General features: G+C 44.3%; 13 protein-coding genes. 7 read left to right on the top strand and 6 right to left on the bottom strand.

Annotation, left to right across the window (positions count from 1 at the left end; translation table 11 throughout):
* Nucleotides 1-10: 10 nt before the first annotated feature.
* Nucleotides 11-1,759: a lysophospholipid acyltransferase family protein gene (locus ACMXYT_RS11965; protein ID WP_415911475.1), complete on the bottom strand. Its 1,749-nt coding sequence runs from the start codon at nt 1,757-1,759 to the stop codon at nt 11-13.
* Between the two features lie 421 nt (nt 1,760-2,180).
* On the opposite strand from ACMXYT_RS11965, the gene dinB reads away from it, so the two are divergent.
* The 4 genes from dinB to ACMXYT_RS11945 all read left to right on the top strand — a co-directional run bounded on the left by dinB (nt 2,181) and on the right by ACMXYT_RS11945 (nt 15,165).
* The gene (dinB, locus tag ACMXYT_RS11960; protein WP_415911474.1) at nt 2,181-3,245 is read left to right on the top strand and encodes a DNA polymerase IV; all 1,065 of its coding nucleotides are present in this window, start codon (nt 2,181-2,183) and stop codon (nt 3,243-3,245) included.
* 71 nt (nt 3,246-3,316) lie between these two features.
* On the top strand, nt 3,317-3,883 hold the full coding sequence (locus ACMXYT_RS11955) for a nucleoside deaminase (RefSeq protein ID WP_415911473.1): 567 nt from the start codon (nt 3,317-3,319) through the stop codon (nt 3,881-3,883).
* An 88-nt stretch (nt 3,884-3,971) separates the two neighbouring features.
* On the top strand, nt 3,972-5,525 hold the full coding sequence (locus ACMXYT_RS11950) for a SulP family inorganic anion transporter (protein ID WP_415898857.1): 1,554 nt from the start codon (nt 3,972-3,974) through the stop codon (nt 5,523-5,525).
* 274 nt (nt 5,526-5,799) lie between these two features.
* Nucleotides 5,800-15,165, top strand: coding sequence for a retention module-containing protein (locus tag ACMXYT_RS11945; protein ID WP_415911472.1), 9,366 nt, complete (start codon nt 5,800-5,802; stop codon nt 15,163-15,165).
* Between the two features lie 56 nt (nt 15,166-15,221).
* Here the strand turns inward: ACMXYT_RS11945 and ACMXYT_RS11940 are convergent, their stop codons facing one another.
* Nucleotides 15,222-15,554, bottom strand: coding sequence for a HopJ type III effector protein (locus ACMXYT_RS11940; protein ID WP_415911471.1), 333 nt, complete (start codon nt 15,552-15,554; stop codon nt 15,222-15,224).
* Nucleotides 15,555-15,775: 221 nt separating this feature from the next.
* Here ACMXYT_RS11940 and ACMXYT_RS11935 point away from each other — a divergent pair, with 221 nt between their 5' ends.
* Nucleotides 15,776-16,039 carry a hypothetical protein gene (locus tag ACMXYT_RS11935; protein WP_415885375.1) on the top strand — a complete coding sequence of 88 codons (264 nt, stop codon included), beginning with the start codon at nt 15,776-15,778 and terminating at the stop codon, nt 16,037-16,039.
* A 48-nt stretch (nt 16,040-16,087) separates the two neighbouring features.
* On the opposite strand, the gene ACMXYT_RS11930 is transcribed toward ACMXYT_RS11935, so the two are convergent.
* Together ACMXYT_RS11930 and metG are read right to left on the bottom strand one after the other, a co-directional pair.
* The gene (locus tag ACMXYT_RS11930; RefSeq protein WP_415881899.1) at nt 16,088-16,333 is read right to left on the bottom strand and encodes a TIGR02647 family protein; all 246 of its coding nucleotides are present in this window, start codon (nt 16,331-16,333) and stop codon (nt 16,088-16,090) included.
* Nucleotides 16,334-16,581: 248 nt separating this feature from the next.
* Complete coding sequence (gene metG / locus ACMXYT_RS11925) at nt 16,582-18,627, bottom strand: methionine--tRNA ligase (protein WP_415911470.1); 2,046 nt, start codon at nt 18,625-18,627, stop codon at nt 16,582-16,584.
* Nucleotides 18,628-19,039: 412 nt separating this feature from the next.
* Between metG and ACMXYT_RS11920 the strand changes: the two genes are divergently transcribed.
* Nucleotides 19,040-20,299 (top strand): HDOD domain-containing protein, encoded by a 1,260-nt coding sequence (locus ACMXYT_RS11920; protein ID WP_415911469.1) that lies wholly within the window; start codon nt 19,040-19,042, stop codon nt 20,297-20,299.
* Between the two features lie 85 nt (nt 20,300-20,384).
* Nucleotides 20,385-21,473, top strand: a complete 1,089-nt coding sequence (gene trmA, locus ACMXYT_RS11915; RefSeq protein WP_415911468.1) for a tRNA (uridine(54)-C5)-methyltransferase TrmA — start codon at nt 20,385-20,387, stop codon at nt 21,471-21,473.
* 19 nt (nt 21,474-21,492) lie between these two features.
* Here the strand turns inward: trmA and ACMXYT_RS11910 are convergent, their stop codons facing one another.
* Together ACMXYT_RS11910 and ACMXYT_RS11905 are read right to left on the bottom strand one after the other, a co-directional pair.
* Complete coding sequence (locus ACMXYT_RS11910; RefSeq protein WP_415898851.1) at nt 21,493-23,874, bottom strand: EAL domain-containing protein; 2,382 nt, start codon at nt 23,872-23,874, stop codon at nt 21,493-21,495.
* Nucleotides 23,875-23,888: 14 nt separating this feature from the next.
* Nucleotides 23,889-24,935: an ABC transporter substrate-binding protein gene (locus ACMXYT_RS11905; RefSeq protein ID WP_415898850.1), complete on the bottom strand. Its 1,047-nt coding sequence runs from the start codon at nt 24,933-24,935 to the stop codon at nt 23,889-23,891.
* Between the last annotated feature and the right edge of the window lie 27 nt (nt 24,936-24,962).

Below are 24,962 nucleotides of genomic sequence, written 5' to 3'. Positions count from 1 at the left end.
AGGTTTTGTCTTACACACCAATATAGCGTTTATGCTTCTTTTCTTTGACGTAGCTTATATCCACTAAAACTAGACCATCGATGCAGTAGTTAAAGTCTGGATCTACACCGAAATCTAGGAAACGAACACCGCCTTCAGTGCACAGTTCGCTGTATTGCTTATAAAGTGTTGGGACGTTTACACCCATAAACTCTAATTGCTCTTTTAGGATACTGAAGTCACTTTTGTAATTGTTTCCACAGAAGAGGCTTCTCATATGCTCTTCAGTAACGTCGTCGATTCCATATGGGGAAACGGAACTAGCGAGGTTCTCACTATCCTCAAAGTAATGACGATAAAACCAAACCAACATATCTTTTGCAGCCTTAGGATAATTATTGCTTAGGCTGACTGGGCCAAACATATAGCGAATTTCGGGGTGTTTGCGAAGGTACGCACCAATCCCATACCAGAGATAATCTAAACTACGCTTTCCCCAATATTTGGGTTGTACAAAACTACGACCAAGTTCGATACCTTGTGAGAAATAGGGCTGCATCTCATCGTTATATTGGAAAAGGTCGCTGCTGTAGAGTGCCTTTTCAGGTTGCTCTTTCAGCTTAGCTGCTTCTGCCAATCGATAAGCTCCAACAATTTCCAACTCTTCTTCATCCCAGAGGATGATGTGGCGGTAGTACTGATCATAGTGATCGAGATCTTTTTTTGTGCCTGTGCCTTCACCAACGCAGCGGAAGGCTATCTCTCTTAAACGACCAAGTTCATGCATCACTGCCGAATCTTTAATAAAGTCGAATAAGTAGATCTTCTTGCCGTCAGCGGTTTCACCGAGTAGTTCAGCATCGCGCAGTTCTTGTTTGATGCTTTGGCGGTCTTGAGGGTGTGCTATGGTTTTCTCTGTGATAAAAAGCGGTTTCTTATTTTTGGCAATCCTGTAGAGATGCTTTTTAAGCAGCTTGGTTTTTTCTGCTGTGGATACTGGAACGGCATCGATTTGGCTGTAAGGAATCGCTTCACCAACTTTTATCTGGATCGTCACTGAGTATTGCTTGAACATTTCTCGGGCCAGCATGATGGTGGAGAAGTTCTTGTTCAAATAAGAAACGCTATAGAAAAGTGGTGAGTTCTTACCCCCAATAAACACCGGTAGGATTGGTGCATTGGCTTTGCGAGCAATACGTAGAAAACCACTGTTCCATTTATCGTCTTTGATGCCTGTAATCCCTGCACGTGAAACTTCACCGGCAGGGAAGACGATAACAGCTTGTTCTTGCCTTAGGGCATCAACAATACCCTCTATGTTCTTTTTACGTGTATTCCCATTTAAGTTATCAACAGGTAGAAATAGATTGCTGATAGGGTCAAAGTTCATTAGAACATCGTTAGCGACAATTTTTACATCTCTACGAACCTCACCAACCAGTTTTAGCAGTGATAAACCATCGAGTGCACCTAGTGGGTGATTAGCAATGATTACTACTCGTCCAGATGAGGGAATGTTGGCTCGATCGTGATTACTGATACTGTAACCAAAATTAAAGTAATCCAAGACGCGATCAATAAATTCAAAACCATGGGCATCTTTATTTTTGGCTAAGAAGGTATTGATCTCTTTTTCATGAACCAACTTACGCAGCATATGCAGTGCTGAACGCTTAAAAGGTGTTGGTTTTGTGTCGAAATCAGGAAATTTATTAATGACCGCTTGTTCTACGTTTAGGACAGGCGTTTCTGGCTGGGAAGTATTTTCACGTATGTTCATAACGTAAAAATATAGGGAGGGAGTATGACCAACCTTTGACGATTGCTTTACGATTTTATGACAGGTTGCTAATCGCCACTAGTGTCATTCTCTTTCAAGGCTTTAGTCCAAAGATCACCATCCTCCTGTCTGCGTCCTGGATTTTGGCGACGATTGGGATTATCAGGTTCAAACCTGATTTCGGCTCGCCTGTCCTTGAGTTCTCGTCTGTCTTTTCCTGAACGGGTATTGGAACCGTGAGGATCGTTGTCCATAGGAATTCTCGGGTTTAGTTTAAGGAGGAATTCTGGGTAGTTGAATAGAGGAAGAGAGAGAGCTACCCAGAATTCCTAAAGCCTTTAATCTTCAGCTTAGCAAAGAATTTTGATTTTTCGATCAAATGAAAATAATATAACTGTATAAATAAACAGTATTTGTTTTTATGCAACGAAAAATCATTCATTGTGACTGTGATTGCTTTTTTGCTGCGGTTGAGATGAGAGATAACCCAGCACTAAAGCAAATACCTATGGCGATTGGCGGTGATCCCTCTCGTCGTGGAGTCATCGCAACCTGTAATTATCCCGCCCGTGAATATGGAGTGCGCTCGGCTATGGCGACCGCTCAGGCCCTTAAGTTGTGCCCTGATCTCACCGTCATACATGGCAACATGGATAAGTACCGCGAAGCTTCTCGACAGATTATGGATATCTTTCGAGACTATACCGATATCATTGAACCGTTATCTCTTGATGAGGCTTTCTTAGATGTGACGGGAACTGATCTTTGCCAGGGAAGTGCGACTTATATTGCGGAAGAGATCCGCCAGAGGGTGAAAGAAACAGTAGGTATTACTATCTCTGCAGGCGTTGCCCCGAATAAATTTATTGCCAAAATTGCCAGTGATTGGAATAAGCCTGATGGTTTATATGTTGTCAAACCTGCTCAAATCACAGCATTTCTAGATGACTTATCGGTAGATAAAATTTCCGGTGTAGGCAAGAAAACTGCAGAGAAACTCGGGTCGATGGGTATTTCTACCTGTTTGGATCTTCGAAAACGTTCATTGGCTGAGTTGGTTGAGCGCTTTGGAAAGTTTGGAAAGCGTTTGTTTGAGCTAGCTAGAGGTATTGATGATAGGCCTGTGCAGACCAGCCGTATAAGAAAATCGATCAGTGTTGAGCATACTTATGCAAATGATCTAGGTGATGTAGAAGCTTGCTTAGAAAAGCTACCGACCTTATTAGAGGAGTTAGCTGAAAGGTTTGCAAAGCACGGCAAGGATAAACAAATCACAGGCGTGATTGTTAAAGTTAAATTTTTTGATTTCATCCAAACTACGGCGGAGCATGCCGTCGCAATCCCGGATTTAGCTCATTTTCGCCAACTACTGATTGATGCATTTAATCGGGGAGGGCGACCTGTGCGATTACTCGGTGTCGGTTATAAATTAAAACCTCTACTAGATCAGCAACCTAAGCAATTAAATCTTCTCGACTTTTCGTAATTAGACCTTTTGCTTTAATTTAATCCATACTAGGCAACATTATTCAGTAGATGGATATGCCTAGGGGCGATATGTCTGATAGTGAAGTAAGCATCGATAATTTAAGGGTACGTTTAGCTACTTATAGCCATGAATACAGATGTGGCATAGAAGGTTGGGCGTTACGTTGTTGCCAATTAGCTATGGATGCCACTGACAAAGGTAACTATGGTGTTGGGGCTCTACTGATCAGTCGAGAAGGCGATATTTTGGCAGAAGCTGGAAATCAGGTTTTCTCTAATGGCTTTAACTCTTCTGCCCATGCTGAGATGTGTGTGATCGATGAGTTTGAACTACTATATCCTGATTATTCCGCTAGATCAGGTTTAATGTTACTGACATCCTTAGAACCTTGCCCTATGTGCTGTGCCCGAATACTCGCTGCTGGCATTGGTCGAGTAAGGTATCTGGCGATAGATAAAGATGGCGGCATGATGTCGCATTGCGATAATTTGCCTTATGCTTGGAAAAACCTGTCTGAATTGATTGATATTCAAGAGGTTAAAGATCTTCCGGAACTTTCCAAATTGGCGGGTGATATTGCATCTGCGAACATTTCTTTATTGAGAAAGAAACTATTAGGGATTATTCGCCCCTGATCCCTGAAATTAGCCATTGCTTTTGCTATACTCGCGCGCTTTTACACGGTCTGGTCAAAAAAGAACCAGTGTCTACCCGAGGTGATAAATGATCCAATTGCTTGTGTCTAAGACACAATCGCTAAAAAGCGACCTACTTTCAGGTTTGACAGTGGCTTTGGCGCTGGTACCTGAAGCTGTAGCTTTTGCGTTTGTAGCTGGTGTTGAGCCATTAGTTGGCTTATATGCAGCGTTTATGGTCGGACTGATTACTGCCACTATTGGTGGTCGACCAGGTATGATTTCTGGGGCTACTGGCGCTTTGGCGGTAGTAATGGTGAGCCTTGTGGCAATGCATGGGGTTGAATATCTCTTTGCCACAGTCGTGCTTATGGGGATCTTCCAGATTCTGGCTGGAATCTTCCGCTTGGGTAAGTTTATCCGCTTGGTTCCTCATCCGGTAATGCTGGGTTTTGTAAATGGCTTAGCAATTGTTATTTTCCTTGCTCAGATGAAACAGTTCCAGTTCACCGATGCTGAAGGTAATCTGCAGTGGTTGCAGGGTGAGCAGATGATGTTAATGCTGGGATTGATTGCCCTGACTATGGCAATAATTCACTTCTTGCCTAAGATTACTCGAATTATTCCTTCCTCGCTTGCTGCGATTGTCACAGTTACACTGTTGGTTATTGGCTTGGATCTAGATGCCCGTACGGTACAAGATGTACTTGCTGATATGACGGGTAACCCAGCTGCAACCATCGCGGGTGGCTTCCCTGAGTTCCATATCCCTATGGTTCCGATCAATTTGGAAACCCTTAAGATTATCGTTCCTTACGCTTTGATCTTAGCTGCAATCGGTCTGATTGAGTCTCTACTAACCTTGACTTTGATCGACGAGATTACAGAAACGCGTGGTCGTGGTAACAAAGAGTGTATTGGCCAAGGTGTTGCTAACGTAGCAACTGGTTTCTTTGGTGGTATGGGCGGTTGTGCCATGATCGGTCAGAGTATGATTAACATCAACTCGGGTGGTTTAGGCCGTGCTTCGGGTATCTCCGCGGCATTATTCCTATTGGCATTTATTTTGGTTGGCTCAAGCTTGATCGAAATTATTCCGGTAGCAGCGCTTGTCGGCGTTATGTTTATCGTTGTAATCGGTACCTTTGAGTGGGCGAGTTTGCGTCTATGGGGCAAGATTCCTCGTTCTGACTTGATCGTTGTGATCGCGGTAACAGGCGTAACTGTTTGGCAGGACCTAGCGGTTGCGGTAATTGTTGGTGTGATTATTTCTGCACTAGTATTTGCTTGGAAACACGCAAGTAACATGGCATTTGAAGTACGTGAAGAGTACGACACAAAGGTTTATCTGCCTAACGGCCCGCTATTCTTTGCATCAATTCAGACATTCCGAGATCAGTTTAATCCAAAAATGGATCCACCTGAGGTAATCGTCGATTTTGCTAATTGCCGAGTTATGGATCACTCAGGTATCGAAGCAATTGATTCCTTAGCTGAGCGTTATGAAAAAGCAGGTAAAGAACTTCACCTACGTCACCTAAGCCCAGAATGCCGTGCGCTAATGAAAAAAGCGGGTAGTCTGGTTGAAGTTAATGTGATTGAAGATCCTAAGTATAAGGTTGCCGACGACAGTCTTGCGTAAGCTTAATATGTACATTAAAAAACGCCGGCTTATGTCGGCGTTTTTTTGTTTATATTCTAAATATTGTAAAAAATTACTTACCTTAAAACTATTTAAAACAGTAAGTTGCTGGTTGTTTTTTGATCTATTGTACATCGGTACAATAGGCAGATTTAATATCTGTTACTACGTTGATACATAGGAATTTAAAAATTCTTATTTCGGCGGCTGTTATATTTTGCTAGTTCTCAGTACGCATTGATGGATACCACAATACTTAAAGGGAGTGGTGGTCATGAGTGTAGTTATAGGTTCTGTATCTCAAATATCAGGTAAGGTTGTAGCGATAAGTCCAGATGGTTCGGAGCGAATCCTCGCCTTAGGTGATCCTGTCTATGAAGATGATTTAATCAAAGTTTCACAAGATGGCTCTATTGAAATAGATGTAAATAATGCTGAATCAGTTGCATTAGAATCAGGGCAAGTTTGGTTGGTGTCGAGTGAAACTTTTTCAGTAATTGAGAATATTGACCCTAGTGAGTACGTAGTAAACCCTGAATTTCTTGATTCAGCGCTAGCTGCAGAAGTCGCTGAGAATGCTGAAGAAGCTGCTGAACTAGCAAGAGAAGAGGCAGCTGCAGCGGCAGGGGAAACATTCTTTGATCAAGCAAATGCTGACGCCGAAGCTGAAGCCGAAGCTATTCAAGCAGCAATTTTAGCCGGTGTTGACCCTACTCAAGTAGGTGAAGCAACTGCAGCAGGTGGTCAGCCTGCAGCAGGTGGTGATGGTGGTAATGAAGGTTCTTCTACCGTAAATATTACTCGTACAGCTGAAGAAGTTGACCCTACCGCGGGTTATGACACTGTAGGTATTGAAGATTCCTTTGAGGACCCTGTAGAAGAAGAATTACCAGCTCCAGTAGAGCCTATAGTCAGTATTGTTGTTGAGCTTGTTCCTGGTTCTGACCCTGATCCTGATCCTGATCCAACTCCCGATAATCCAGTAGTAGTCAGTTCGCAAGGAGTAAGGGTTCTAGAAGGTACAGCGCCACTAGAGGAAGGGTACGATACACGAGAAGTCACGTTCTATCTCAAGTTAGATAAAGTCTCAACCTCCCCTGTTGAAGTCACATATACATTCTCTGAGGTGAGTAGTGGTGATGCTGCTGACTACCCAGATGATTGGTTTAATGGCGACTTAGTTAATACCGTTGTTATTCCTCCTGGTGAAGATACATTCCCAGTGACAGTCGAAATCGTAATGGATGATATTCCAGAAGATGACGGTGTCTTTGCTGTAGTTATAACCGATGCTGTTGGGGCTTCAATTGACCCAGGCTCCAATGCAGCGACGATTACTATTGTTGATGATGATAATACGGTACCTGTTGTAGAAGTTAATGAGCTAGGCATTGATCAAAGCCTTGATGTAGTGAATGAATCAGGTCTCGCATCAGGAACGAGTTCATTAGATGATTCTGAATTTGCATATGGCACTTTCACTATTAGTGATGCAGATGGCTTAAGTGAAATCCAATCAATAACTATTAATGGGGAAGTGATAGCTATTGGTGATCTCAACGGTTATGAAATTGACGGTGATTACGGCACTTTAACCGTTACTTCATACGATAATCTGACTGGTGACGCAGAGTATCAATATGAACTGACTAGTGAATTTACTACTGACCCTGCTATAGACGATGGAGTGAAAACCGAAGTTGAGAAAGATATCTTCACTATGACCGTTTTTGATGGTGTAGATACATCGGCTGAGTCCTCCATAACAATAGATATAGTAGATGATGTCCCAACAGCCGTAGATGAAGTAGCCGCATCTAATCTTACAGAAGGTGGAGCAGGAGATGGCGGTAACCTTCTGGATAACGATACCCAAGGTGCTGATGGTGCGAGCTTGACCCATGTTGATTTGGGCAGTGGTTTTGTAGCGATCACCAGCGGTAGTGATCTTGGTGGAGGCACCTACGGATTTAGTGTGACAGGCGTAGGTGATTATAGCTTCCACGCCGATGGTAGCTGGAGCTTCACGCCAGCAGACAGTGTTGATAATACCGGTGATGTGGATGTGGATGGCTCCTTTAGTTATCGGATTACTGATGCGGATGGTGATATCTCAGAAGCGGGTAAAACCATCAGTGTTGGTGATGGCACTGATCCAAGTGCAGGGGATGCCATCACGTTGACCTTGGATGATCAGAATTTGGCGGACGGTTCAACGCCGGCAGGTGATGACTTCGATGAAGACAGTATTGTGTTTACAGCCGGAACGGATGATATAGACACCATAGTCTTCAGCTCAGATTTAACTTCCCTATCCAATGTGCTGACTTGGGAGCGCGTATCGGATACCCAGATAGTGGGTAAAGATGGCTCAGATAATACAATCGTCACGTTGGATCTTTCAGTCACAGATACGACAGCGACAGTGACCGCGACGTTGAATGATAACTTTGCGGCCCATCCTACGTTTACCGCGGATGATCTGCAGGCGCTGGGTTCAGTAGGTGTTGTTGCAACCGATACCGATGGTGATACGGCGACAGGAACGGTGAATGTTGCTGTATCCGATGATGTCCCAACAGCCGTAGATGAAGTAGCCGCATCTAATCTTACAGAAGGTGGAGCAGGAGATGGCGGTAACCTTCTGGATAACGATATCCAAGGTGCTGATGGTGCGAGCTTGACCCATGTTGATTTGGGCAGTGGTTTTGTAGCGATCACCAGCGGTAGTGATCTTGGTGGAGGCACCTACGGATTTAGTGTGACAGGCGTAGGTGATTATAGCTTCCACGCCGATGGTAGCTGGAGCTTCACGCCAGCAGACAGTGTTGATAATACCGGTGATGTGGATGTGGATGGCTCCTTTAGCTATCGGATTACTGATGCGGATGGTGATATCTCAGAAGCGGGTAAAACCATCAGTGTTGGTGATGGCACTGATCCAAGTGCAGGGGATGCCATCACGTTGACCTTGGATGATCAGAATTTGGCGGACGGTTCAACGCCGGCAGGTGATGACTTCGATGAAGACAGTATTGTGTTTACAGCCGGAACGGATGATATAGACACCATAGTCTTCAGCTCAGATTTAACTTCCCTATCGAATGTGCTGACTTGGGAGCGCGTATCGGATACCCAGATAGTGGGTAAAGATGGCTCAGATAATACAATCGTCACGTTGGATCTTTCAGTCACAGATACGACAGCGACAGTGACCGCGACGTTGAATGATAACTTTGCGGCCCATCCTACGTTTACCGCGGATGATCTGCAGGCGCTGGGTTCAGTAGGTGTTGTCGCAACCGATACCGATGGTGATACGGCGACAGGAACGGTGAATGTTGCTGTATCCGATGATGTCCCAACAGCCGTAGATGAAGTAGCCGCATCTAATCTTACAGAAGGTGGAGCAGGAGATAGCGGTAACCTTCTGGATAACGATACCCAAGGTGCTGATGGTGCGAGCTTGACCCATGTTGATTTGGGCAGTGGTTTTGTAGCGATCACCAGCGGTAGTGATCTTGGTGGAGGCACCTACGGATTTAGTGTGACAGGCGTAGGTGATTATAGCTTCCACGCCGATGGTAGCTGGAGCTTCACGCCAGCAGACAGTGTTGATAATACCGGTGATGTGGATGTGGATGGCTCCTTTAGCTATCGGATTACTGATGCGGATGGTGATATCTCAGAAGCGGGTAAAACCATCAGTGTTGGTGATGGCACTGATCCAAGTGCAGGGGATGCCATCACGTTGACCTTGGATGATCAGAATTTGGCAGACGGTTCAACGCCGGCAGGTGATGACTTCGATGAAGACAGTATTGTGTTTACAGCCGGAACGGATGATATAGACACCATAGTCTTCAGCTCAGATTTAACTTCCCTATCGAATGTGCTGACTTGGGAGCGCGTATCGGATACCCAGATAGTGGGTAAAGATGGCTCAGATAATACAATCGTCACGTTGGATCTTTCAGTCACAGATACGACAGCGACAGTGACCGCGACGTTGAATGATAACTTTGCGGCCCATCCTACGTTTACCGCGGATGATCTGCAGGCGCTGGGTTCAGTAGGTGTTGTTGCAACCGATACCGATGGTGATACGGCGACAGGAACGGTGAATGTTGCTGTATCCGATGATGTCCCAACAGCCGTAGATGAAGTAGCCGCATCTAATCTTACAGAAGGTGGAGCAGGAGATGGCGGTAACCTTCTGGATAACGATACCCAAGGTGCTGATGGTGCGAGCTTGACCCATGTTGATTTGGGCAGTGGTTTTGTAGCGATCACCAGCGGTAGTGATCTTGGTGGAGGCACCTACGGATTTAGTGTGACAGGCGTAGGTGATTATAGCTTCCACGCCGATGGTAGCTGGAGCTTCACGCCAGCAGACAGTGTTGATAATACCGGTGATGTGGATGTGGATGGCTCCTTTAGCTATCGGATTACTGATGCGGATGGTGATATCTCAGAAGCGGGTAAAACCATCAGTGTTGGTGATGGCACTGATCCAAGTGCAGGGGATGCCATCACGTTGACCTTGGATGATCAGAATTTGGCGGACGGTTCAACGCCGGCAGGTGATGACTTCGATGAAGACAGTATTGTGTTTACAGCCGGAACGGATGATATAGACACCATAGTCTTCAGCTCAGATTTAACTTCCCTATCGAATGTGCTGACTTGGGAGCGCGTATCGGATACCCAGATAGTGGGTAAAGATGGCTCAGATAATACAATCGTCACGTTGGATCTTTCAGTCACAGATACGACAGCGACAGTGACCGCGACGTTGAATGATAACTTTGCGGCCCATCCTACGTTTACCGCGGATGATCTGCAGGCGCTGGGTTCAGTAGGTGTTGTCGCAACCGATACCGATGGTGATACGGCGACAGGAACGGTGAATGTTGCTGTATCCGATGATGTCCCAACAGCCGTAGATGAAGTAGCCGCATCTAATCTTACAGAAGGTGGAGCAGGAGATAGCGGTAACCTTCTGGATAACGATACCCAAGGTGCTGATGGTGCGAGCTTGACCCATGTTGATTTGGGCAGTGGTTTTGTAGCGATCACCAGCGGTAGTGATCTTGGTGGAGGCACCTACGGATTTAGTGTGACAGGCGTAGGTGATTATAGCTTCCACGCCGATGGTAGCTGGAGCTTCACGCCAGCAGACAGTGTTGATAATACCGGTGATGTGGATGTGGATGGCTCCTTTAGCTATCGGATTACTGATGCGGATGGTGATATCTCAGAAGCGGGTAAAACCATCAGTGTTGGTGATGGCACTGATCCAAGTGCAGGGGATGCCATCACGTTGACCTTGGATGATCAGAATTTGGCAGACGGTTCAACGCCGGCAGGTGATGACTTCGATGAAGACAGTATTGTGTTTACAGCCGGAACGGATGATATAGACACCATAGTCTTCAGCTCAGATTTAACTTCCCTATCGAATGTGCTGACTTGGGAGCGCGTATCGGATACCCAGATAGTGGGTAAAGATGGCTCAGATAGTACAATCGTCACGTTGGATCTTTCAGTCACAGATACGACAGCGACAGTGACCGCGACGTTGAATGATAACTTTGCGGCCCATCCTACGTTTACCGCGGATGATCTGCAGGCGCTGGGTTCAGTAGGTGTTGTCGCAACCGATACCGATGGTGATACGGCGACAGGAACGGTGAATGTTGCTGTATCCGATGATGTCCCAACAGCCGTAGATGAAGTAGCCGCATCTAATCTTACAGAAGGTGGAGCAGGAGATAGCGGTAACCTTCTGGATAACGATACCCAAGGTGCTGATGGTGCGAGCTTGACCCATGTTGATTTGGGCAGTGGTTTTGTAGCGATCACCAGCGGTAGTGATCTTGGTGGAGGCACCTACGGATTTAGTGTGACAGGCGTAGGTGATTATAGCTTCCACGCCGATGGTAGCTGGAGCTTCACGCCAGCAGACAGTGTTGATAATACCGGTGATGTGGATGTGGATGGCTCCTTTAGCTATCGGATTACTGATGCGGATGGTGATATCTCAGAAGCGGGTAAAACCATCAGTGTTGGTGATGGCACTGATCCAAGTGCAGGGGATGCCATCACGTTGACCTTGGATGATCAGAATTTGGCAGACGGTTCAACGCCGGCAGGTGATGACTTCGATGAAGACAGTATTGTGTTTACAGCCGGAACGGATGATATAGACACCATAGTCTTCAGCTCAGATTTAACTTCCCTATCGAATGTGCTGACTTGGGAGCGCGTATCGGATACCCAGATAGTGGGTAAAGATGGCTCAGATAATACAATCGTCACGTTGGATCTTTCAGTCACAGATACGACAGCGACAGTGACCGCGACGTTGAATGATAACTTTGCGGCCCATCCTACGTTTACCGCGGATGATCTGCAGGCGCTGGGTTCAGTAGGTGTTGTCGCAACCGATACCGATGGTGATACGGCGACAGGAACGGTGAATGTTGCTGTATCCGATGATGTCCCAACAGCCGTAGATGAAGTAGCCGCATCTAATCTTACAGAAGGTGGAGCAGGAGATAGCGGTAACCTTCTGGATAACGATACCCAAGGTGCTGATGGTGCGAGCTTGACCCATGTTGATTTGGGCAGTGGTTTTGTAGCGATCACCAGCGGTAGTGATCTTGGTGGAGGCACCTACGGATTTAGTGTGACAGGCGTAGGTGATTATAGCTTCCACGCCGATGGTAGCTGGAGCTTCACGCCAGCAGACAGTGTTGATAATACCGGTGATGTGGATGTGGATGGCTCCTTTAGCTATCGGATTACTGATGCGGATGGTGATATCTCAGAAGCGGGTAAAACCATCAGTGTTGGTGATGGCACTGATCCAAGTGCAGGGGATGCCATCACGTTGACCTTGGATGATCAGAATTTGGCGGACGGTTCAACGCCGGCAGGTGATGACTTCGATGAAGACAGTATTGTGTTTACAGCCGGAACGGATGATATAGACACCATAGTCTTCAGCTCAGATTTAACTTCCCTATCGAATGTGCTGACTTGGGAGCGCGTATCGGATACCCAGATAGTGGGTAAAGATGGCTCAGATAATACAATCGTCACGTTGGATCTTTCAGTCACAGATACGACAGCGACAGTGACCGCGACGTTGAATGATAACTTTGCGGCCCATCCTACGTTTACCGCGGATGATCTGCAGGCGCTGGGTTCAGTAGGTGTTGTCGCAACCGATACCGATGGTGATACGGCGACAGGAACGGTGAATGTTGCTGTATCCGATGATGTCCCAACAGCCGTAGATGAAGTAGCCGCATCTAATCTTACAGAAGGTGGAGCAGGAGATAGCGGTAACCTTCTGGATAACGATACCCAAGGTGCTGATGGTGCGAGCTTGACCCATGTTGATTTGGGCAGTGGTTTTGTAGCGATCACCAGCGGTAGTGATCTTGGTGGAGGCACCTACGGATTTAGTGTGACAGGCGTAGGTGATTATAGCTTCCACGCCGATGGTAGCTGGAGCTTCACGCCAGCAGACAGTGTTGATAATACCGGTGATGTGGATGTGGATGGCTCCTTTAGCTATCGGATTACTGATGCGGATGGTGATATCTCAGAAGCGGGTAAAACCATCAGTGTTGGTGATGGCACTGATCCAAGTGCAGGGGATGCCATCACGTTGACCTTGGATGATCAGAATTTGGCAGACGGTTCAACGCCGGCAGGTGATGACTTCGATGAAGACAGTATTGTGTTTACAGCCGGAACGGATGATATAGACACCATAGTCTTCAGCTCAGATTTAACTTCCCTATCGAATGTGCTGACTTGGGAGCGCGTATCGGATACCCAGATAGTGGGTAAAGATGGCTCAGATAGTACAATCGTCACGTTGGATCTTTCAGTCACAGATACGACAGCGACAGTGACCGCGACGTTGAATGATAACTTTGCGGCCCATCCTACGTTTACCGCGGATGATCTGCAGGCGCTGGGTTCAGTAGGTGTTGTCGCAACCGATACCGATGGTGATACGGCGACAGGAACGGTGAATGTTGCTGTATCCGATGATGTTCCTGATTCTTATTCTCCTACAAGTGGCGTATTGCTTAATGATGGATCCGATAGCATTACGGAATCGATAAACTCTGTATCTGGTATTGGTGCTGATAACTATTCAGGGGATACCAATGTCACCTTTGATGTATCACAAGAAGGAATTACATCACATACATCCGGTGGTTTAGATGTTTACTACTACGTGTCTGAGGATGGCAAAACTCTTACAGCTTCAACTTCTGTTACTGAAGGAGGGGTAAGTGGTGCGAATACGGTATTTACTGTGAGTATTGATGATTCATCTGATAATTACACAGTTACCATGGTTGGTACCTTGGATAATAATTCAGGTTCCAGTTTTGGTGATTTGAGTGGTACCGGTGAAGCAGGTAACCCTGGTTTCAAAATTGTTGAATCTACTACAGCTGATACGTTGGAAATACTGTTTACTCCTTTGGGTACAGCAACCTCTGTAAACAGTGATAGCGATGATGTAGGGGTTGGCTCACAGTTCATCGTTGATGGCGATGGCTTAAGAGTCGATTTTGGTGAGTTCTCTAATAATACTCAAGGCACCGGAACAGGTAAGGATGATGTACCGGTCATTAATGATAAATCTACAATCAATGGCTTCCGGTTTGGTATTAATCAGATTTCTGGGGGTACGACTGCCACAGTCCTAATAGCAACTTATGATGCAGAAAGTCCTTTTGACCAAGACCTCAGTAATGACATCATTGATGATGTCGACCGAATAGAAGTGTATTCAACAGATGACAGCATGACCCCGATTGCTGTTTGGGAAGATGGTGATGGAAATAGCACTGTTGGGTCGATTTCGTTTGTTGATAATGGCGATGGCACAGTCAGCGTTTCCGGTCTTTTAGTTGGCTATAATGTTGCTACATTTACGGATGATGGCTATGACAGTATTCAGGTCTGGAACGATGAAACGGCAGGTACGGATGGTAAATTCTCCCTTGATAACCTTCAGGTACAGAGTACTAACGCCGGTGACCCTGTTGATGAAAGTTTCGCAACTACCTTAACTGATGCTGATGGAGATACTTCATCTGGTACTATTGATGTGACGTTCACTCCAGCAAGCTCCATTGTTGGTACTAGTGGTGACGATAATCTGTTGGGTACAGCGGGGGATGACTTGGTCTACGGCGGTGCCGGTAACGATACGCTTATTGGTGGTCTTGGTAATGATATCCTCACGGGTGGGGATGGTGATGATATCTTCAAATGGAACGACGGGGATGCAGATGGCGGCACAGATGTGGTCACTGACTTTAACTACGATCTTGTTGACTCGAATGCTGAAAATGATGTGTTGGATCTTTCCGATCTACTTGATCCGTCAGGTTCTAATGTTATCAATTCAGGCAATATCGATGATTACCTCAAAGCTACCTTTGATGCTAATACAGGCAATACGACTGTAGATGTTTATGTTGGAGGGGATGCGAATAGTGGCGGTACTGTGGACCACTCAATAGAGATTAATGGCGATATTTCTGCTGATTTGGGTGGGTTACTCGCTAATGATAATCTAGATGTTGATAATCCATAGTTGTGTTTAAATTTTAAACCCAATTAAGCACCCCATTCAGGGGTGCTTTTTTAACTTTATGATAGAGCTGATCCGCTGAATGAAATACCTTCCCAACCCGTTTTCATAAAGTTACGAATATTTCCATGATCATTGCCTTCGGGTGTATTTAATACGTCCTGATAAAAACGGCCGAAGCAGCGTAACGTTTGTTCTTTGTCTAAATTGTTTAATTGTGCAAATGCAAAGATCTTACAGCTACCTTCATTTTGCCCGACCTCATTCTGAACATGGCCATTAGAGAAAGCTGTCGGCGAAAATTCATAGTTATCTGAGATCACTTGCATAGTGTCTTCAAAATCAAGTTCAGGGTTGTTACCCAGTTGCTGAAGAAATTCATTTAGGGTCATTTTTATGCCTTCTAATTCAAGTGTTATCTGCAGTTGGATATTAGAGTGCTGTTTAATTTTTGCAATAGTTTGATCTCAATCAGCCTTGCTTGATCTTTATTCATTCACGAATACCGGAACTGGCTATTTGATTTACACTGAAAGTGCCAAGGTTAGAAAAACCTTTAGGCAAGGATGTACAAGAATGTACTTAGGTTTCAATGAGGAAGAGGTGTTTAGCCATGTTAACTTATCAAGAGTGTTTGGAAATGAGCGGCCTATCTGCATCTGAAGTAGACGCGATTGCTGAGCATGAACATGTTGACCCTATCATAGCTATGGCGATGGGTAACTATTTGGTAGAACACCAAGGTGAGAAGCTTATTAAGCGTATTATTTTGGATGACATCACTAAGGCTGAAAGGAAAGGTGATGATGAACATGCAGCTTTGCTACGTAGAGTTATGGAGCACTTTATAGCTACTCATCCAGATGCTGGTCTCTGAGGCATTAACAAATAGATAAAGGGCCGGAAAGCCCTTTATTTTTGTGAACTATAAGCGACTTTCGGTCAATAGTATGGTCAATAGCGTTTGGCTGTTTTCAGCTGCGTCGTGCCCTAATGGTGTTAAATATCCACCATCGGTTTGCGTGACTAAACCTTTATCAAACAGGCGCTGTGTAGCAGCAATAATCTCGGGTTTAGCGGAGGAGTGAACTTTAATACCTTCTTGCGTTGTATCGAGGTTAAACATATTCAATACATTCAATTCTTGCATGATCTCTTCGTTATACGGCATATTTGCTCCTGAAAAAAATCGTCGGTATCTAAGGTGTGTTAGCCAATCTTTAATGGTTAGCAAAAGACCTTATCCAACAGCATAGACCTTCTTGCTTTGAAATATAACCCTTTAATTTCAATGAAAAAGAAATTGGGTAGCTAAGTTGTTGTGAAGTGATAAAGCTTGAAGAGATTGAAGATTAAAGGGCGGAGGAAGCGTATTGAGAGCGGAAAGAAAAAGGGGCAGAAAACCTGCCCCTTATTGAATTACTTAATGCGCATACCTGGTTGTGCGCCTTCGTCTGGGTTGAGGATCCATAGATCTTCACCTCCTGGACCTGCTGCCAGAACCATACCTTCGGAAACACCGAACTTCATCTTTCTAGGAGCAAGGTTAGCAACCATCACGGTTAGTTTGCCTTCTAGATCTTCAGGTGCATATGCGGACTTAATACCTGCAAAGACATTACGCGTTTCACCGCCTAGATCTAGTGTGAGCTGTAGAAGCTTATTCGCGCCTTTTACATGTTCCGCTTTGGCAATGCGCACAACACGAAGATCGACTTTAGCAAAGTCTGGGAACTCAATTGTATCGGCAATTGGCTCATCAGCTAATGGACCTTTATCTGCTTTGGCGCTTTGCTCAGTCGCAGCAGCAAGTGCGGCCAAGACTTCTTTAGTCTCTTCGATAATTACGTTTACTTTGTCTTCTTCTACACGCTGCATCAACGGTTTGAACTTATTGATCTTATGGCTAAGTAGAGGTGCTTCAATAGCATCCCACGCCATATTCTCAACATTAAGGAAAGTTTGAGCTTCTTCTGCAACTTGCGGAAGTACAGGCGCAAGGTAAGTCAGAATGACACGGAACAAGTTGATGCCCATTGAACAGCAATCTTGAACCGCTTGTTCTTGACCTTCTTGTTTAGCAAGTACCCAAGGTTCAGCGTTATCGATGTATTGGTTAGCTTTATCAGCAAGCGCCATAATTTCACGCATCGCTTTGCCGAATTCGCGATTTTCATAAGCGTTGGCAATGCTTTCGCCAGCAGCAACCGCTTCTTGGTATAGCGCAGGCTCAGATAGAGCAGGTGCCATTTCACCATCGAACTTCTTCTTGATAAAGCCGGCACAGCGAGAAGCGATGTTGATAACTTTGTTGACCAAGTCTGCGTTTACACGCATACGGAAGTCTTCAAGGTTAAGGTCGATATCATCGATGCCTGAGCTTAACTTAGCTGCAAAGTAGTAACGCAGGTATTCAGGGCGGAGATGCTTAAGGTAAGTCTCAGCCATGATGAACGTGCCGCGAGACTTAGACATCTTTTGACCATCAACGGTTAAGAATCCGTGACAGAAAACTCCTGTTGGCTTACGGAAACCTGCACCTTCTAGCATTGCTGGCCAGAATAGGGTGTGGAAGTAAGCGATATCTTTGCCGATAAAGTGGTATAGCTCAGTTTCTGAAGACTCAGACCAGTACTCATCAAAGTCGACACCGTTCTTATCACACCAGTTTTTAAAGCTGGCCATGTAACCGATAGGTGCATCAAGCCATACGTAGAAGTATTTGCCTGGAGCGTCTGGTATTTCGAAACCCCAGTAAGGTGCATCACGGGAAATATCCCAGTTTTGTAAGCCGGACTCGAACCACTCATTCAGTTTATGAATCATCTGTTCCTGAACGTGGTTGTCTACCCAGTTACGTAAGAACGATTCGAAATCACCTAGTTTGAAGAAGTAGTGTTCGGACTCTTTTTCAATTGGTTTCGCACCAGAAACAGCGGAGTATGCATTTTTCAATTCAACAGGGCTGTAGGTGGCACCACATTTTTCACAGGAATCGCCATACTGATCTGGTTCGCCGCACTTAGGGCAATCACCCTTAACGAAACGATCAGGAAGAAACATCTCTTTTTCTGGGTCATACGCCTGAGTGATGGTCTTTTTGGCAATATGACCGCCATCACGTAAAGCCGTGTAGATCTTCGAGGAGAAATGTTGGTTTTCAGGTGAATGGGTAGAGTGATAGTTATCAAAACCAACCATAAAGCCAGAGAAGTCACGCTGGTGCTCTTCGCTTACTTTATCGATCAATTCTTGCGGTGAAATACCCATCTGATCAGCTTTAAGCATAATTGGCGTGCCGTGAGCATCATCAGCACAAACATATGTACATTGATGGCCACGTTGCTTCTGGAAGCGAACCCAGATATCAGTCTGGATATATTCCACCAAATGACCAAGATGGATAGGGCCATTAGCATACGGAAGGGCGCTTGTTACAAGAATTTTGCGTTTGCTGTCAGTCATGATCTGCCTGAAAACCTAAAATCATTAAAAAAATAGACCGCAGATTCTACGCGTTTTGGATGATTTTATGAACAGTTAAAGTTCTGTTAACTGTAGAAGGAGTGTTTTTTAAGAATAGTCGAAAATTCTGGGAGATTTACCTGCTCGGAGCATTGAAAAATAGACTTGTGAACAACAATTTTCTGCTAACAATGAACTACTTTAGAACATCAGGCTACAAGCAGTGTTGTTGAAATAAATATAACCCTACAAAAATTAGGAAAAATGTTCATACTTAAGTAAGCTGTATCGACTGTTCGGTCTGCAGGGATAGATGGAGTTTTAGCAGGCGGTGTTGGTTAAGGGAGGTGTAAACTCTTAGGAACACAGGGTCATTAATGTTCAGATCCCGTGTTCAGCCAAAAGTGATTTTATGAATACAAATAATGCAGAGCTGGATAAGGCTCTGTTTCTCTGTTCTGACAAATCGGATGCTGAAGCTTATTTAAGCGAACTAAAAGGGTTTTTAAATTACGCAGTCACATTGGTCCCGGATTGGGAGCAGTTGCTTACATTTGCACAGAAGGAAACCTACGCCATTATCTTGCTGAATCTAGGTAGCCTTGAAGCAGAAGATGAATTAGCTCACCTTAGAACCCTTATCGATATACAACCAGGCTCAATGAGAGTGGGTCTTTATAAGCCTATGAGTATGTCTACACGAGTCGCATTTTCTGAATGTTGTCATCGACTTTATCCCTTAGACATCGAGCCAGCGCAATTAGGTGAAGGAATATCTGAGAGTGCGAGAGCACAACGAATTCTAGGGCAAGATAAAGTGCGTGAACTTGTGGGGAGTGTTAAGGTTTTACCTTCTCTGCCTGATATCTATGTGGAGCTCAACGAGGCCTTATCTTCTCCAAAAAGTAATGCTCGTATAATTGCAGGGATTATCGAAAAAGATATGGCGATGGCTGCCAAAATCTTACAATTGGTTAATTCGGCGTGTTTTGTTTTAGAGCGCAATATAAGTAGCCTGCAAGAAGCGGTGTCTTTGCTTGGTGTGCGTGAAGTTCGGGATTTGGTGCTAACTAACAAGGTATTCGAACATTTTCCTCAGGATGGACGTTGGAGTAGTTTTGCATTTGACCATATTCGGGACCGCTCTGTTCTCGTTGCCGGCTTAGCACGTGAGATCTGTCGTACAGTAAAAGCGTCACCAGTTGTAACTGATCAAGCATTTTTGGCTGCTCTATTACAAGATTTTGGTATGTTGATCTTCGCAACCCATGATCCAGAAGGCTATCAAAAGGTTATGCAGGAGGCGACAGATCTTAACCAGCCTCTATATGCTGTGGAAAAAATGCGTATGGGTGTCAGCCATACAGAAGCGGGTGCATATTTGTTATCGCTTTGGAATATTTCTCCTGCCGTCATTGAAACTGTTCTGTTTCATCATTTCCCTTCATCTAGCAAATCTGATGATTTTTCGGCACTAACCGCTGTGCATGTTGCGGACGCTATTTTACCTAATGTGACCAACGTGCTTGGATGTCAGATTTCTAGTCGTCTGAGTTATCACTATTTGGAGCGTTTGGGGTTGGAAGATAAAGTAAATCATTGGCAGCAATTGGCGAGTCGCTATAAATTTTCTCATCCAGGTTGCGGAGGGGTGAAGAGTAGTTTTGCCTAACTTATCATCCTGCTAGAATACGCATCTTTAATAAGGGGGATTTATCCCCCTTTTCTCTGTTTTAAGTTCTTTGTTTGAGGCATGAATGTCTATCTCTGTTGTTGAACCCGAAAAGTACCAAGCGCAATTAACAGTTAAAAAAGCAGCAACTGCTGAACAGTTTGCTGATTTTGATTTGCCAGAGATAGAGGTGTTTGAATCGCCAAAAAGTCACTATCGTATGCGTTGTGAGTTTCGTGTTTGGCACGAAGATGATGACCTTTACTATGTGATGTTTGAAAAGGGCAATAAACATGCCCGTATTCGCATAGATCACTGCCCAATGGTGTCTAAGCGAATCGAAGAGGTGATGTTTAACCTTCTTGAAGATATTCGCCCGAATGAAGTGTTACGTAGAAAACTGTTTCAGATCGATTTTCTAAGCACGTTAAGCGGCGAGCTACTGGTAACGCTACTTTACCATCGTCCTATTGATGAAACATGGACGGAAGCTGCGCGTGAGCTTAAAGAGAAATATAACATTCAACTCATTGGTCGCTCGCGTAAAACTAAGATCCTATTAGATCAAGATTTTGTAATCGAGAAACTCGATATTAACGGCCGAGATTATATCTACAAGCAGGTCGAAAATAGTTTTTCTCAACCAAACGGCGAAGTGTGTCGTCACATGATCTCCTGGGCATTAGATGCTACCCAAACTGCGGGTGGAGATATGGTTGAGCTATATTGCGGTAACGGCAACTTTACGCTGCCTATGGCGCAAAACTTCCGGCGTGTTGTGGCGACTGAAATTTCTAAGACATCTGTACGTGCAGCTCAGTTTAATATTGAAGAGAACAACATCGATAACGTTGATGTTGTTCGCATTAGCTCAGAAGAGTTTTCTCAAGTATTAAGTGGTGCCGTAGAGAAACGACGTACCAAAGACCTTGGTTTGAAAGAGTGTAACTTCACAACGGTTCTAGTTGATCCCCCTCGCTCTGGTCTAGACGATGATACGGTTAAACAAGTTCAAGAGTACGACAATATTCTTTATATCTCTTGTAACCCCGATACATTGGCTGAGAACTTAAAAGTCATCACGCAAACTCATGAGTTACAACGTTTTGCGATATTTGATCAGTTCCCTTATACCGATCATCTTGAGTGTGGTGTGTATTTAAGTCGCCGTTAAAGAGCTAATGTAAACGTTCTTAACGTTTAGGTGAAACCACAATTTTCTCATGGGCCTCCTGTTGAAGGGAGGCCCACTTTTCCTCGAGCTCTTCTACGTTAAGGGGTTTAGAAAAGTAGTACCCTTGAGCGTACACTTTACTTTCTATCTGGCGAAGCGCATTTAATTGCTCTTGAGTTTCAATGCCTTCTGCAATGACCTTTAGCTGCATACTTTTACTCATCTGAATAATTGCTTCGACCAAGCCGCGGTATGCTCCTTTATCAGTACAATTGCTGATAAAAGAGCGATCTATTTTAAGTATATCTAGTGGGAATTTCATCAGATAGCTTAAAGCAGAAAAACCGGTACCAAAGTCATCTATGGCAATTTTACAACCAATTGAACCAAGTTCTCTGAATATGCGTTGGTTCGCCTGGTTATCAAGCAGTAACAGGCTTTCAGTAATCTCGATTAAAAGATTTGCTGGAGGTATTCGATGTTCTTCGATTGCAGTTTTAATACAGTGGATAAATTGGCTGGATTGAAATTGCTGTATGGATACATTTACAGATAAGTAAAAATTCGGCTTTAACTTTTCACGCCATAGGGCCTGTTGTTGGCAAGCTTGTTGTATGCACCATTCTCCGATAGGGACTATCAAACCAGTTTCTTCGGCAATGGGTATAAACTCGCTTGGGGAGATAAGCTCTGTACCGTTTCGTAGTCTTAGTAATGCTTCTGCACCGGTGATTTGGGCATTTTTAAGATTGAAGATAGGCTGGTAATGCAGTTCCAGTAATTGATCATCAATAGCTCTGCGTAATAGTGCTTCTATCTTAGCCCGTTGTTGAATTTGTTGATTATGCTCTTGTGTGTAAAAGGCATAACGGCAACGTCCCCCCTCTTTGGCACGGTACATGGCGATATCTGCATTTTGTACTAACTTGGTTGGATTATCGGCATCGGAAGGGAACATGGATATACCTACTGATGCAGAAATGTAGATATCACTTGCCGCTAAATTGAAGCTTTCTTCCAGTTTGCTAACTATCCGACTGGCTATTTCTTCAGCTTTTTCTGGTGACTGGAGGTTTTGCAATATTACTGCAAACTCGTCTCCACCTAATCGAGCGATATGATCATCATTACGTAATTGAGAGCTAATGCGTTTAGTTGCTGCACATATTAGTTTGTCACCGACTTGGTGACCGAAGGTGTCGTTGACCGACTTAAAATGATCTAAGTCTATAAAAAATAGTGCAAAAGGTGTTTGGCTTTCTTGCCGGTTTTCAAAAAGTGATTGTAGATGCTTCTGGAATTGGTTCCGATTTGCTATACCAGATAGAGCGTCTGTATTTGCTTGATATTCCAGTTCGCTCCTAGCTTTATTTAGGCTGGTGACATCGGTTATGACGGCTAATGCTCCTGGATAAGAGTCACTTGCTGAAAGAGTTGCATTCATCAGGACTTCCATTTTTTGTCCTGACTTGGTTTTTATATTGATAGGGTATTCGGTTAAGTTACCTTTCAGCCACAGAGTATGAATACAGTCTTTTATTTGGTTTGTATCTTTTTGATCATAGAGAAGGTGGCTGAACATATGGCCGACTATTTCTCTTCGTTCATAACCTAAATTCTGCAGAAAATAATCACTGGCATCTTTGATCATACCTTGCTGATCAAAACTGAAAATTAACGATGGTGTTGAGTGGTATAGGGTTCTCAGGCGTAACTCACTATTTTTCAGTCGCAGATGATTCCCTTCAATGTTATTTTGCATATCGTTAAACGCACTGGCAATTTCACCTAACTCATCATTAGATGTGTGTTGCACCTTCGCGAAAAAATCATCGCCTTTGCTGCTTTTTATAGCTTGTAGTATGGCCTGAATAGGTCCGCCTAATAATTTATAGTAAATAAACCATACGGTGGTTAGCAGCGTTACAACCATTACTAATAAGGTGGTTAGGGTTTCGTTTAAAGCGCGTTGTTGGTTGGCTTGTAAACGGGTATTACCAACCATAATTACCATTGTGCCTGCTTGTTGAGTGATATGGGCATTGCTATAAATGATTGGGGCTTCTAGGGTAAAGGCGATATCCACATGCTCCAATTCATCAGACTGTTGTGCATATACAATGTTATTACTTTCATCTCGTACTTCGACTTTCAGCAAATCTGGGTCGAGCATCATTGAACCAACAATATTTTGCAGGATTTTAGTATTAAAATTCCATAGGGGTACCGCTAAACTGGCGGGTAAACTTTGAAGGCTGTCTTTTTTCTCTTGTAGCTGCTGTTCAAGCTGCTGTGAAGTTTTGTATGCAGAAAAGCCAAAGGAAATTATTAAGGCGATCAATGCTCCAGGTATTAATACCAGAAGTAATTTAACTTGCAGTGATCGTAAGTGAGATAGCATGTACGACCTTATTTTTATTGTGTAATAGAACTGAATACTTTTTCTAAGGAAAAGTCATAGTTGCTAGATCCCTCTTTATTGAAAATGGAAAATTGGGTGAAATCAATTTTATTCCATTGTTCATTGCCGAGATGAGATAAGTATAGATCGATATTGCTTTTATCAATGCTTTGCATCTGAAAGCGTATATCACCTATAGGCGTATAAACTCCTTTGAGTTGCTGTTGATGGTAATCATTTAGTAACACCATGGACCAGGCGCCACCAAGGAAATGCCCTCCATCAGTTAAAAGCATTTCCCCGCTTTTTACGAGCTTAAGGCCTTCTGAGGACCAGTTAAGCCCGACTAAGCATACGTCTTCTCCAGCGTTCAAATTGTGTGCCTCTAATGCAGCCTTAGCACCAAAAGCGATAGGATCATTTGCAGCCCAGATCACAGAGGGGGTTATCTGATTTTGTTGCGCCCATTGTAGATACTTCCGAGTTAGCCGCTCAGCATCTTTTTGGTTCCAATTAGCATACAGAAAACGATCCAGTTTTAATTCATTGTGTTGTTTAATAACAGAGAGTGCTCCTTCATTACGCCCAATTGAGGCCGGTGTTAGCTGATCACCGCCAATCGCTAGAACATGGAAGGGTTTCGTATGCTGTTTTTGTTCTGCACAGTGTAATAGCGCAGTCATCATGCGCTTTCCTGCAGCAAAGTAGTCGGGGGTGATGGCGCCTAAGAGGTTTGAGTACTTACCGCCGGGAAAACCTACGCGATCTCTTTGCGTTGGTAAAAAGTCGCTTAGCAACATAAGTGTTTTTATGTTTTTTTTTGCAGCTGCTAGTAGAATTTTTTCAGCTGCCTGCTCTTCATTAACCAGAATTAGATAATCGGGGGGGATTTTTCGCTGAGTGGCTTTAATTCCTAAAGCAGCCATATGTACGCGGTTGCGTTCAGCGTATATGACTTCAAGATTAATATTAAAGTCATGTGCTGCCGCTTGCATCGTCTCCGTAACCATATCCCAAAACCTTTCGCCCTGTTTACCAGGATTGATGAAGGTTACGTTCATTGCAGAAGCCTGAAATGAGCAGAAGGC

Source organism: Neptuniibacter sp. QD37_11, from assembly GCF_047778105.1.
Classification (GTDB): domain Bacteria; phylum Pseudomonadota; class Gammaproteobacteria; order Pseudomonadales; family Balneatricaceae; genus Neptuniibacter.
Note: the sequence above shows the minus strand (reverse complement) of the source record. Positions and strands in the feature narration are given on the sequence as shown.

Coding starts and splice junctions, on each gene's coding strand:
- ACMXYT_RS11965 (WP_415911475.1), bottom strand. CDS start 1,759: ATGAACATACGTGAAAATACTTCCCAGCCAGAAACGCCTGTCCTAAAC.
- dinB (WP_415911474.1), top strand. CDS start 2,181: ATGCAACGAAAAATCATTCATTGTGACTGTGATTGCTTTTTTGCTGCG.
- ACMXYT_RS11955 (WP_415911473.1), top strand. CDS start 3,317: ATGTCTGATAGTGAAGTAAGCATCGATAATTTAAGGGTACGTTTAGCT.
- ACMXYT_RS11950 (WP_415898857.1), top strand. CDS start 3,972: ATGATCCAATTGCTTGTGTCTAAGACACAATCGCTAAAAAGCGACCTA.
- ACMXYT_RS11945 (WP_415911472.1), top strand. CDS start 5,800: ATGAGTGTAGTTATAGGTTCTGTATCTCAAATATCAGGTAAGGTTGTA.
- ACMXYT_RS11940 (WP_415911471.1), bottom strand. CDS start 15,554: ATGACCCTAAATGAATTTCTTCAGCAACTGGGTAACAACCCTGAACTT.
- ACMXYT_RS11935 (WP_415885375.1), top strand. CDS start 15,776: ATGTTAACTTATCAAGAGTGTTTGGAAATGAGCGGCCTATCTGCATCT.
- ACMXYT_RS11930 (WP_415881899.1), bottom strand. CDS start 16,333: ATGCCGTATAACGAAGAGATCATGCAAGAATTGAATGTATTGAATATG.
- metG (WP_415911470.1), bottom strand. CDS start 18,627: ATGACTGACAGCAAACGCAAAATTCTTGTAACAAGCGCCCTTCCGTAT.
- ACMXYT_RS11920 (WP_415911469.1), top strand. CDS start 19,040: ATGAATACAAATAATGCAGAGCTGGATAAGGCTCTGTTTCTCTGTTCT.
- trmA (WP_415911468.1), top strand. CDS start 20,385: ATGTCTATCTCTGTTGTTGAACCCGAAAAGTACCAAGCGCAATTAACA.
- ACMXYT_RS11910 (WP_415898851.1), bottom strand. CDS start 23,874: ATGCTATCTCACTTACGATCACTGCAAGTTAAATTACTTCTGGTATTA.
- ACMXYT_RS11905 (WP_415898850.1), bottom strand. CDS start 24,935: ATGAACGTAACCTTCATCAATCCTGGTAAACAGGGCGAAAGGTTTTGG.